The 11,082-nt window shown below is 69.1% G+C and carries 8 protein-coding genes; 5 read left to right on the top strand and 3 right to left on the bottom strand.

Annotated features, from left to right (window positions below; genetic code table 11):
- From MBTS_RS23565 to MBTS_RS22360, 3 genes are all read left to right on the top strand, one after another.
- On the top strand, positions 1–1,305 hold a 1,305-nt coding region (locus tag MBTS_RS23565; protein WP_210322925.1), incomplete at its 5' end, for an OmpA family protein.
- A gap of 136 nt (positions 1,306–1,441) precedes the next feature.
- Positions 1,442–2,671: an MFS transporter gene (locus tag MBTS_RS22365; protein ID WP_192216514.1), complete on the top strand. Its 1,230-nt coding sequence runs from the start codon at positions 1,442–1,444 to the stop codon at positions 2,669–2,671.
- Positions 2,672–2,796: 125 nt separating this feature from the next.
- Complete coding sequence (locus MBTS_RS22360) at positions 2,797–4,068, top strand: hemolysin family protein (protein WP_192216513.1); 1,272 nt, start codon at positions 2,797–2,799, stop codon at positions 4,066–4,068.
- A 24-nt stretch (positions 4,069–4,092) separates the two neighbouring features.
- On the opposite strand, the gene MBTS_RS22355 is transcribed toward MBTS_RS22360, so the two are convergent.
- Positions 4,093–4,971: a DMT family transporter gene (locus tag MBTS_RS22355; RefSeq protein WP_192216512.1), complete on the bottom strand. Its 879-nt coding sequence runs from the start codon at positions 4,969–4,971 to the stop codon at positions 4,093–4,095.
- A gap of 120 nt (positions 4,972–5,091) precedes the next feature.
- On the opposite strand from MBTS_RS22355, the gene MBTS_RS22350 reads away from it, so the two are divergent.
- Together MBTS_RS22350 and MBTS_RS22345 are read left to right on the top strand one after the other, a co-directional pair.
- On the top strand, positions 5,092–6,003 hold the full coding sequence (locus MBTS_RS22350) for a LysR family transcriptional regulator (protein WP_192216511.1): 912 nt from the start codon (positions 5,092–5,094) through the stop codon (positions 6,001–6,003).
- 358 nt (positions 6,004–6,361) lie between these two features.
- Positions 6,362–8,059 (top strand): methyl-accepting chemotaxis protein, encoded by a 1,698-nt coding sequence (locus MBTS_RS22345; RefSeq protein WP_192216510.1) that lies wholly within the window; start codon positions 6,362–6,364, stop codon positions 8,057–8,059.
- Positions 8,060–8,280: 221 nt separating this feature from the next.
- Here the strand turns inward: MBTS_RS22345 and gltX are convergent, their stop codons facing one another.
- Both gltX and MBTS_RS22335 read right to left on the bottom strand, forming a co-directional pair.
- On the bottom strand, positions 8,281–9,627 hold the full coding sequence (gene gltX / locus MBTS_RS22340; protein ID WP_192216509.1) for a glutamate--tRNA ligase: 1,347 nt from the start codon (positions 9,625–9,627) through the stop codon (positions 8,281–8,283).
- Between the two features lie 73 nt (positions 9,628–9,700).
- Positions 9,701–10,951 (bottom strand): SfnB family sulfur acquisition oxidoreductase, encoded by a 1,251-nt coding sequence (locus MBTS_RS22335; protein ID WP_192216508.1) that lies wholly within the window; start codon positions 10,949–10,951, stop codon positions 9,701–9,703.
- Positions 10,952–11,082 lie beyond the last annotated feature (131 nt).

The raw sequence follows: 11,082 nt of genomic DNA, 5'->3' as shown, positions 1-11,082 counted from the left end.
GATGCCAAGACGCCGGATGCTAAGACACCCGATACCAAAGCCCCCGACGCGAAGCCGGCTCCCAACACCCGGCCGGGCGTTCCGGGTAAGCCCTTCGTCCCGCCGGGTCAGGCGCAGGAGAAGAACGACCGTGACGACAAGCGCGGTGCGGACGACCGGCGCGGTGCGGACGACCGGCGCGGGCCGGACGACAGGCGTGGCGCGGATGACAACCGGCCCGGCGGCGCCAACCGCCCGGCGGCGGGCGACACCGAGCGGCGTGGCGAGATCGAACGACGCGACCGCGAACGCCGCGAGGCGTTCGAGCGCAAGGACGAGCGGGACCGCCGCGACGTCTTCAACCGTCCGGGCCGGCCCGGCTATGTCGAGGGCGGCTTCCGCGGCAACGACGTGCGCAGCTACGACGAGGTCCGTCGTGACCGGCGTGAGTTCAACGAAGGCGGACGCACCTATATCCGCGAGCCCGGCCGCATCATCGTGCGGGATCGCGACAATTACTTCATCCGGCACGACGAGAACGAGCGCTTCCGCTATCTCGACCGCGGCGCCTACCGCAGCGAGCGCCGCGGCGGCGACACGATCACCTATCTCGACCGTCCGGGCGGCATCCAGATCGTCACCGTGGTGGACGATGACGGCCGCCTCGTGCGCCGTTCGCGCCGCTTCCGCGACGGCCGCGAGGTCGTGATCATCGACAACGGCTTCGGCGGTCCCCAGCGTCCGATCTACGAGGACGTGATCGACCTGCCGCCGCCGGACATCCGCATCCCCCGCGACCGCTACGTGGTGAATTACGAGGGCGCCGACGAGCGGCAGGTCTACGAGGCACTGTCCGCCCCGCCGGTGGTGGCGGTGGACCGCCGCTACACCCTCGATCAGGTGCGCTACAGCCCGCAGCTGCGGGCACGGATGCGCAGCGTCGACATCGACACCATCACCTTCGATACCGGATCGTTCGACGTGACACCCGATCAGGCCTCGCGGCTCGGCAACATCGCGGCGGCCATCAACCAGGCGGTGAAGGCCAACCCGCAGGAAGTGTTCCTCATCGAGGGCTACACCGATGCGGTGGGCAGCGAGGTCGACAACCTGTCGCTCTCGGATCGCCGCGCCCAGTCGGTGGCGACGGTGCTCAGCCAGAACTTCCAGGTGCCCCCGGAGAACCTCACCACCCAGGGCTACGGCGAGCAATCCCTGAAGGTGAACACTCAGGAGGCCTCGCGCGAGAACCGCCGGGTCACGGTGCGCCGCATCACCCCGCTGATCCAGCAGCAGGGCGAGGCTGCGGAAGCTCCGCCCAAGTAAGCCGGGCAAGTAAGCCGGCTTGGCCGCATTGTCGTGACGTCACGGGCCGCATGTCTCGAAAGAGGGGTGCGGCCCGCGTCGTTCCGTGCTTCTGCAACACTCCCGCGAGCGCGCGACATCGAGGAGACCGGCGACCATGGCCGAGGAGAGCGACCGCCTGATCACGGCCGGGACGCCGATCTTTCGTCGGACCACCCTCGCTCTGTTCGCCGCAGGCTTCTCCACCTTCGCCGTGCTCTACGGCGTCCAGCCGCTGATGCCGGTCTTCGCCGACGAGTTCCATGTCTCGCCGGCGGAGAGCAGCCTGTCGCTGTCGCTCCCCTGCGCGATGCTGGCCCTGGCGCTCCTCGTGGTCAGCCCGCTCTCCGAGGTGTGGGGGCGCAAGCCGATCATGGTCGCCTCCCTCTTCGCCTCGGCGATCCTCACCCTCATCGCCGTGATCGTGCCGAGCTGGCACGGCTTCCTGGCGTTGCGCGCGCTCACGGGGTTGGCCGCGAGCGGCCTGCCGGCGGTCGCCATGGCCTATCTCAGCGAGGAAATGGATGCCCGCGCCATCGGCCTGTCCATGGGGCTCCTCATCGGCGGCAACGCCATGGGCGGCATGGTCGGGCGGTTGATCGCCGGCATCATCACCGACCATGCCTCCTGGCGCGTCGGCCTCGGCACCATTGGAATCCTGGCGCTCGTCGCCGCCATCCTGTTCTGGCGCGGCCTGCCGCCGTCGCGGCGCTTTCTCCCCAACCGGATGCGCTGGCGACAGGTGCCGGGTACGTTCGGCCAGCATTTCCGCGATCCGGGCCTGCCCTGGCTCTTCGCGGAGGCGTTCCTGCTCATGGGCGGCTTCGTCAGCGTCTACAATTACATCGGCTTTCGCCTGCTCGATCCGCCCTACAACCTGAGCCAGTCGGCCATCGGCGCGATCTTCGTGGTCTATCTCGCCGGCACGTTCAGCTCGGCGGTGACGGGCGAGATCGCGAGCCGGCTCGGGCGGCGCCGGGTGCTGTGGCTCGCCATCCTGCTCGGCCTCGTGGGCATCCTCATGACCCTGTCCGAGCGCCTTCCCCTCATCATCGCCGGGATCGTCGTGGTCACGGTGAGCTTCTTCGGCGCCCATTCGGTGGCGAGTTCCTGGATCGGGCGGCGCGCCCTGCGCGACCGGGCGCAGGCCTCCTCGGTCTATCTGTGCCTGTATTACCTCGGGTCGTCGGTGCTCGGCACGGCCGGGGGCTGGTTCTTCGAACATGCGGGATGGTCGGGGGTCGTCGCCTTCTTCGGCGCCCTCTACGGTCTGGCATTGGCCATCGCGCTCCGCCTTTCGCGCCTGCCCCCCCTCGTTCCGGGTCCATCGTCCGACCCCGACCGTTGACCAGCCCGGTTCGACAGCCCATCTAGGCGCTCGTCGTCGCTCACCGGAGCGACAGGCGAGCGATCGCCGCAAACTAGGAAGTCGGGCACGCTTGGTCCAAGCGGCTCCGGCTTACGGAACCGAACGTGTTCGAGCTCGCCGTCGCCGTCGCCCTGATCGCCCTCAACGGGGCCTTCGCGCTGTCCGAACTCGCCGTCGTCTCGTCGCGGAAGTCCCGGCTGCGGATGATGGTGGAGGCGCGCCGGCCCGGTGCCCAGGCGGCACTGACCCTCGCCGAAGATCCGGGACGTTTCCTCTCCGCCGTCCAGATCGGCATCACCCTCGTCGGCATCCTGTCCGGCGCCGTCTCCGGCGCGGCGCTCGGCGAACGCCTCACCGAGATCCTGTTCGAGGCGGGCCTGTCGAAACCCGTGGCCGATCCCCTCGGCTACGGGATCGTCATCGCCATCATCACCTATCTGTCGGTGATCATCGGCGAACTCGTGCCCAAGCACGTGGCCCTGCGCGACCCTGAGGGCATCGCCTGTTTCGTCGCCCGGCCGATGCGGCTGATCTCGCGGATCGCGCTTCCGGCGGTCTGGCTCCTCGACGCCTCGACCCGCGCGGTGTTCCGGCTGTTCGGCCAGGAAGCCTCCAGCGCCAGCGCGGTGACCGAAGAGGAGATCCGCACCATCGTGGCGGAGGCCGAGACGGCGGGGGTGATCGAGACCGACGAGCGCAAGATGATCGCCGGCGTTCTGCGCCTCGGCGACCGCGCCGTGCGGGGCGTCATGACCCCGCGCACCGACGTGCACTGGATCGACCTCGACAAGGCGCCGGAGGAGATCCGCGCCATGCTGGTCTCGAGCCCGCATTCGCGCATCCCGGTCGGCGAGGGCAACCCGGACAACATGCTCGGCGTGGTGCAGGTGCGCGAACTGGTCAAAGCGCTCATCGAGAACGAGCGGTTCGACCTGCGCGCCTATATCCGCAGCGCTCCGGTGCTCCCCGACACCCTCGACGCCCTCGACGCGCTCACCGCCCTCCAGGCGGCCGACGTTCCCATGGCTCTGATCCACGACGAGTATGGCCATTTCGACGGGCTCGTGACCCCGGCCGACATCCTCGACGCCATCGCGGGCGCGTTCCATTCGGAGGATTCCGAGCCCGAGGCGGTGCAGCGCCAGGACGGGTCCTGGCTCATCGCCGGCTGGATGCCGGTGGACGAGATGGCCGACCAGCTCGGCATCAAGCTCGAATCGAGCCGCGATTACGAAACCGCCGCCGGCCTCGTCATCGCCAAGCTGCAGCGCCTGCCGGAGACCGGCGAGACCTGCGACATCGCCGGCTGGCGCTTCGAGGTGGTGGATCTCGACGGGCGCCGGGTGGACAAGATCCTGGTGTCGCGGATCGCCTGAGCTTCCCCCGGGAAGCAGGCGCCCTCAGGCATAGCGCTTGGCCCCCGCCACGCAGAGAACGACGATGCCGGTCACCGCCAGCATGCTCGGGTCGACGGGCTCGTGGAGCAGCAGGCCCGCGAGAGCCAGGCCGAAGAACGGCTGCAGCAACTGGAGTTGCCCGACGCCGGCGATCCCGCCCAGGGCCAGTCCGCGATACCAGAACACGAACCCCACCAGCATGCTGAAGACCGAGACGTAGGCGAGGCCGATCCAGGCCGGCAGGCCGATCCAGGCCGGCAGGCCGATGCCGCTCCAGGCCGGGGGCAGGTTCACGAGGGCGATGGCAGCCATGACCGGTAGGGACAGGAGCAGGGCCCAGGAGATGACCTGCCATCCCCCGAGCCGGCGCGACAGGGTGGCGCCCTCCGCGTAGCCGAGGCCGCACAGCACGATCGCGGCCACCATCAGGAGGTCGCCCGTGAGCGAGCCGCCCCCGCTTTGGAACAGCGCGAAGCCCGCCACCGTGAGACTGCCGATGCCGGAGAACAGCCAGAAGGCCGGGCTCGGACGCTCTCCGCCCCGGATCACGCCGAAGATGGCGGTGGCGAGCGGCAGCAGGCCGATGAAGACGATGGAATGAGCCGACGTGATGTGCTGGAGCGCCAGCGCCGTCAGGAGGGGGAAACCGACCACGACACCCACGGCCACGATGGCCAGCGACGCGAGATCGGATCTTTCGGGACGCTTCTGCCGCAGAGCGAACAGCATCGTCGCGCCGAGCAGGGCCGCGATCACCGCGCGCGCCGAGGTCAGGAAGAGCGGCGTAAAACCGCCGACCGCCACCCGCGTCGCCGGCAGCGAGGCGCTGAAGATGATGACGCCCAGAAGGCCGCTGCCCCATCCCGCCGTAATCCGTTGCATCGCGTCGTCTCATCCCGATCGGACCGCCAAACCGGAGAGGTCTCGGCGCGGACGCCTTGACAACCATCCAGCACTCATGCCGTCAAATGCTTGACCCGTCGCTGTCCATGCGAAACAGGCATGATGAACCCGGCCCATCTCGATCTTTTTCGCGCCGTCCTGCGTCATGGCGGGATGACGCGGGCCGCTGCCGCCCTTGGCATCGGGCAACCCCATGTCAGCCGCGCGATAGCGCAGCTCGAGGCCGATCTCGGCTTCGCGCTGTTCGTGCGCGGCCATGGCAGCGCCCTGCCGACGCAGGAGGGTGAAGCTTTCGCCCGTGAGGTGGAGCGGACCTATGCGGGGCTCGACCACCTGTCCCAGGCGGCCCGCCAGATCCGCGACCTCGGCACGGGGCCGCTGCGCATCGCCTGCCAACCGTCCCTGGCCTCGCGGCTGCTGCCGCGGGCGATCCGGCGGTTGAGCGAGGAGTTACCGGGCGTCCGGGTCGCGGTCCATGTGCCGGCGCCGGAGACGATCTGGTCCTGGGCCGCCTCCGGTCAATGCGATCTCGGCCTGGTGCGGCCCCGATCCGGCTATGCGGGCGTGATCGGCGAGCCCTTCCTCGCCATCGATGCGGTCTGCGCCCTGCCCCGGGGGCATTCCCTCGCGGCCAGGCGGGCGATCGAGGTGGGCGATCTCGTCGACGAGCCCCTGATCGCGGGTGGAACCGGGGTGTTCCAGCAGGCGATCGAAGCGGCCTTCGCGGCGGCCGGCATCGCCCCGCGCTTCGGCCTCATGGCGCAGTATACGTCCGCGCGCTGCGGCCTCGTGGCCGAAGGGCTCGGGATCGCCATCGTCGATCCCCTTCCCGCCCGCGCGCTCGCGAACCTACCCATCGTGCTGCGACCGTTCCGGCCGCGCCTGCCCATCGAGACGATGCTGATCCGCCCGGCGGGCCGACCGCCGGGCCAGGCGGCGGAACGGCTCGTGGGACATCTCCTCCGGGAACGGGACGCGCTCTTGCCGAAGGCGGCGGGCGGAGGCGACTGAACCCGAGCCGCGCCGGATCGGGACGGAGCCACCGGGCTGAAGACACTCGGCGCGACGGAACGCTTCGCCTCCTTGCAGGCTCCCCCATGAGCGACCCCATATCGAGAGCTTAGCTCGGTGACGTTCGCCCGAACGACAAGATCTCTCGTATCAGATTCAAGTCACGACACATCTCTGTCTTGACATCCGGCACGATCCTGCCTGTTTAAGCAGTCCTTCCTCCGCACTTGCTTGATCGCAATGGCCGGCGACAGATCGATTGCCCACACATGCGCACTTAAGCTTATCTTTAGACGATCTCTTGTAACCCTTCTTCGCATTCTGCTGCGCCTGAGCGCATATCAATCCGGGGTTCGAGATGAAGGTCGTCAGGCAAGCCAGCGTGATGCTGAAGATCGCCATCCCGCTGGCCCTGATGGGACTGATGGCGGTTGGGCTGGTGGCCTATTCGCGCACGGCCCTGAACAGCGTCGCCGAACAGACAAAATATTATGCCGACGTTCTCACAGTCCGCCAGGAGACTTATCTGCGGGCTCAGTTCAAACTCGCGGAAGCGGCCCTCCTGAGCCGCAACATCCTGCTGGAGAAGCAGCCCGAAAAGATTATCGATCACAAGACACGGTATGAACAGGCCGCCAAGACGACGATCGAGCATATCGACAGGCTGATCCTCCTGGCCGAAACCCCCGAACGTCGCAAGATCGGCCAGGATGTCCGGCAAATGGCCGAAGCGTATTTCGTCATCCTGCATCGTGCGACGGCGCTCGCTCTGGAGAACGAGATCGCCAAGGCGCTGCAGGTCGTGCAGCAGGAAGGCCAGCCGGCACGGACGAAGCTGAACGCGTTCATCGAGCAGCGCACCCAGCGAATCACGGAGGAAATGCAGGCGGGAAAGCGAGCACTGGAAGCCGAGGTCGCCGACACCATCCAGCGCCTGATCGCCATCGCGGCCATCGGCCTCACCGCCGCCGCGATCCTGGCCGGCCTCATCGTCACGTTCGGCATCACCCGCCCGCTGGGCCATCTCGTTTCGGTCCTGCAGCGGATGGCGCAGGGCGACATCGACGCCGAGATCGAGGAGGCCAAGCGCGGCGACGAGATCGGCGCCGTGGGCAAGGCCGTGGAAGAGATCAAGGCCATGGTCGCCCGGAAAGCCGCCGAGGAAGCCGACATCCGGCGCATCGCCGACGACGCCGCACAGGCGGAACGGAAGCGCACGATGGTCGCGATGGCCGACAGCTTCGAAGGCGCCGTGGGCGGCATCATCGAGATGGTGTCGGCCTCAGCCACCGAACTCCAGGCCACCGCCCAGACCATGACCTCCACCGCCACGCAGACGGCGAGCCAATCCATGACCGTGGCGGCCGCCGCCGAGGAAGCCGCCACCAACGTCAACACCGTGGCCGCGGCGGCGGAGGAGCTCGGCGTCTCCGTGCAGGAGATCGGACGGCAGGTCAGCGGGTCGGCCGATCTCGCCCAGGGCGCCGTGACGGAGGCCGACCGGACGGCGGCCCTGGTGCAGGCCCTGTCCCAGGCGGCCTCCCGCGTCGGCGACGTCGTCGGACTGATCTCGAACATCGCCGCGCAGACCAACCTTCTCGCCCTCAATGCCACCATCGAGGCAGCACGCGCGGGAGAGGCCGGCCGAGGCTTCGCCGTGGTGGCCACGGAGGTGAAGGAACTAGCCAGCCAGACAGCGCGGGCCACGGACGAGATCTCCAGCCAGATCGCCCAGATCCAGGGTGCCACCGGCGAGGCGGTGTCGGCCATCGCCTCCATCACGTCCCGCATCCGCGAGATCGATTCGGTGGCGACCACCATCGCCGCGGCGGTGGAGCAGAAGGGGGCCGCGACCCAGGAGATCGTCCGCAACGTCGCCCAGGCCGCGACGGGAACGAGCGAAGTGACGAGCAACATCTCGGGCGTCGCGGGGGCCGCCGAAGAGACGGGGGCCGCCGCATCCCAGGTGCTCGGCTCGGCGGGCGAGCTCTCTCGCCAATCCGAACACCTGAACGGCGAGGTCCGCCGCTTCCTCGATACCGTGCGCGCGGCCTGAGGCCGTCTCCGGCCGCTGCATTCGGTGTCCGGCGAGTGCGGGTCCCCTCCCTTTGGAAGGAGAGGGAGCCTGCTCCGGCCATACTGACCGAAGCGATCGACCGGAGGGGGTATGAGGCCGACCGGCATCGGTCCGAGACCGGCCGACGATGAGGACGACCATCGGTCGGGATCAGCGCCGTTTGGTCTGAAAAGCTGGATCCGCTTTTCAGGCCGAGGCCGTCAGTCTCGACCGCCGAGCCGCGCCGCCACGATGTCCCGGCCGATGAGGGGCAGCAGGCCCGAGAGGTCCGGCCCGTGCTCCAGCCCTGTCACCGCGAGGCGGAGGGGCATGAACAGGGCCTTGCCCTTGGCGCCGGTCCGCTCCTTCACCGCATTGGTCCAGGCCTTCCAGGTCTGGCCATCCCAGGGCTCGGGCGGCAGCACGTCCAGGGCGGCGGCGGCGAAGCCCGCATCCGCGATGACCGGCGTCACCTGCCCGGCCACGATCCGCCACCATTCGGCGGCGTCCCCGACCTTGGTGAGGTTGGGCTGGATCACCGCCCAGAACGCCTCCGCGCGTGCCTCCGGGATGCCCAGGGCGAGGAGGCGTTCGCGCGCCTCGTCATAGGGCATGGCGTGGATCAGGCGAGCATTGAGCCCGTCGAGTTCCTGCGGGTCGAACTTCGCCGGCGCCCGCGAGATGTGGGAGAGATCGACCAGGGCGGCGAGGTCGTCGAGGCCCGGCACCGCGCGCACCGCCTCGGCCGAGCCGGTGAGCACGGCGAGCGAGCGCACGGCGCCGGGCTCGTAGCCCGCCTCGCGCAGGCCCCTCAGCGAGAGGTGGCCGAGCCGCTTCGACAGGCCTTCGCCGTCGGCGGTGGTGAGCAGGTTGTGGTGGCCGAAGATCGGCACCGGCTGATCCAGGGCCTCGAAGATCTGCACCTGCACGCCGGTATTGGTGACGTGGTCCTCGCCGCGGATCACATGGGTGATCCCCATCTCGGCATCGTCCACCACGGAGGGCAGCGTGTAGAGGTAGCTGCCATCGGCGCGGATCAGCACCGGGTCCGAGAGGGAGGCGCAATCCACATGCGCCGGCCCGCGCACGAGATCGTCCCAGGCGACGGTGCGGGCATCGAGCTTGAAGCGCCAATGCGGCGTGCGCCCCTCGGCCTCCAAAGCCGCGCGCTCGTCATCGCTGAGGCCGAGCGCCGCCCGGTCGTAGATCGGCGGCTGGCCCCGTCCGAGTTGCCGCCGGCGGCGACGCTCGAGCTCCTCCTGCGTCTCGTAGCAGGGATAGAGCCGGCCCGCCGCCTTCAGGCGCTCGGCCGCCGCATCGTGGATGGCGGAGCGGTCCGACTGGCGGGCGAAGAGATCGGGCACGATGCCGAGCCAGGCGAGGTCCTCCTCGATGGCTTTGGCGAATTCCTCCGTCGATCGCTCCCGATCGGTGTCGTCGAGGCGCAGCAGGAAACGCCCGCCGCGCGCCCGCGCGAACAGGGCGTTCAGCAGCGCCGGGCGGGCGTTGCCGATATGGAGGAAGCCCGTGGGCGAGGGAGCGAAGCGGACGAGGGGGGCAGATGTCATGCCCGCCCTCTAGCCGATTTTCGAGTGTCTGGGGACTGTCGGCCCCGAGAGACTGTCAGTTCAGACGGGCCCGTCAGCTCCAGGCGTGGAACGGCGGATTGACCCCGTTGAGGGCGTGGTTGCCGATGATCGCGTATTTCCAGCGCACCGGGTCATGGAGGGTGTGGGTGCGGGCGTTGCGCCAGTGCCGGTCGAGGTTGCTCTCGGCGAGCGTCGAGCGGGTGCCGGCGAGCTCGAACAGCTTGCTGCTCGCCTGCACGGCGATCTCGGTGGTGAGCACCTTCGATTCGGCCACGGCGAGCTGGGCCGCGGCCACCGTCTCCGCGCTCGGGTTGGCGACCGCCTCGTCCAGCGCGAGGCCGGCCCTGTCGAGGATGGCCTCGGCCGCATGGAGCCGGATCGTCAGCTCGCCGATGGCCTGGATCGTGTAGGGGTCGTCGGAGGCACGGTCCTGGCCGCTATCGACCCAGGGGCGGGTCTTGGTGCGCACGAACGCGATGGTGTCGTCGATAGCCTCGCGGGCGATGCCGGCATCCACCGCCGCCTGGATGATCTGGAAGATCGCCCCGTCGGAGCGCGGTTGCTCGTAGCCCTTCCAGGCCGGCACGAGATGGGTCTTGGGCACCCGGACGTCGTCGATGAGGACGGTACCGCTCGCCGTCGTCCGCTGGCCGAAAGCGGACCAGTCGTCGATGACGGTGAGGCCGGGCGCGCTCCTGTCGGCGATGGCGTACCAGGCGCGCCCCTCGCCATCGAGGGCGACGATGGGGACGAGATGGGCGAGGAGTGCCCCCGTGGAATAGAACTTCTTGCCGCGCACGATGACGTGGTCGGCGTCATCGACGAAATGGGTCTTGAAGTCGGTGGCGCGCGGGGTGCCGATCTCCGAGAAGGCGTTGCCGAAGCGGGTGCCTTTGAGAACCTCGCCGAACAGCAGCGCCTGCTGATCGGGGTCGGACACCGTGCGGATCGCCGCCACGATGCCGAGATGGTTCTGAGAGATCTGGCCGATCGAGGGATCCGCCGCCGAGATGATCGCGACGACCTGCGCCAGGGTCTTGTAGGACACCTCCGGCCCGCCGAAGGCCTTGGGCACGTTGATCGACCAGAGCCCGCTCTGCGAGAACGCGTCGAGCTCGGCATAGGGCCGCCGGTTGGTCCGGTCGCGTTCGGACGCGCCCTCGCGGAACTCCCTGGCGAGGCCATGGGCGACGCGGATCGCCTCGGCATCGTCGCGGATGACATGGGCGGGGGATGCCGGACGGGGAACCGGCGGCGCGCCCCGGGCGGTTTCGAGCGACTGGGCGCTGACGGCGATGTTCATGGATGGCTCCGAAGTCGAAGGGTGTCGCGCGGCGGCTCGCGCACTCTCCTCCCCCTTGTGGGGAGGAGTTGGAGGTGGGGGTGGCCCCGAAGATGTCGCGCCATATCCGGCACCACCCCCACCCTCGATCC

It is taken from the genome of Methylobacterium bullatum, from assembly GCF_014845095.1.
Taxonomy (GTDB): domain Bacteria; phylum Pseudomonadota; class Alphaproteobacteria; order Rhizobiales; family Beijerinckiaceae; genus Methylobacterium; species Methylobacterium bullatum.
The sequence above is the reverse complement of the archived record's forward strand: the minus strand, read 5'-3'. Positions and strand labels throughout refer to the sequence as shown.

Bases quoted from the DNA above. Each gene is read 5' to 3' on its own strand.
- MBTS_RS22365 (WP_192216514.1), top strand. From the start codon at position 1,442: ATGGCCGAGGAGAGCGACCGCCTGATCACGGCCGGGACGCCGATCTTT.
- MBTS_RS22355 (WP_192216512.1), bottom strand. From the start codon at position 4,971: ATGCAACGGATTACGGCGGGATGGGGCAGCGGCCTTCTGGGCGTCATC.
- MBTS_RS22350 (WP_192216511.1), top strand. From the start codon at position 5,092: ATGATGAACCCGGCCCATCTCGATCTTTTTCGCGCCGTCCTGCGTCAT.
- MBTS_RS22345 (WP_192216510.1), top strand. From the start codon at position 6,362: ATGAAGGTCGTCAGGCAAGCCAGCGTGATGCTGAAGATCGCCATCCCG.
- gltX (WP_192216509.1), bottom strand. From the start codon at position 9,627: ATGACATCTGCCCCCCTCGTCCGCTTCGCTCCCTCGCCCACGGGCTTC.
- MBTS_RS22335 (WP_192216508.1), bottom strand. From the start codon at position 10,951: ATGAACATCGCCGTCAGCGCCCAGTCGCTCGAAACCGCCCGGGGCGCG.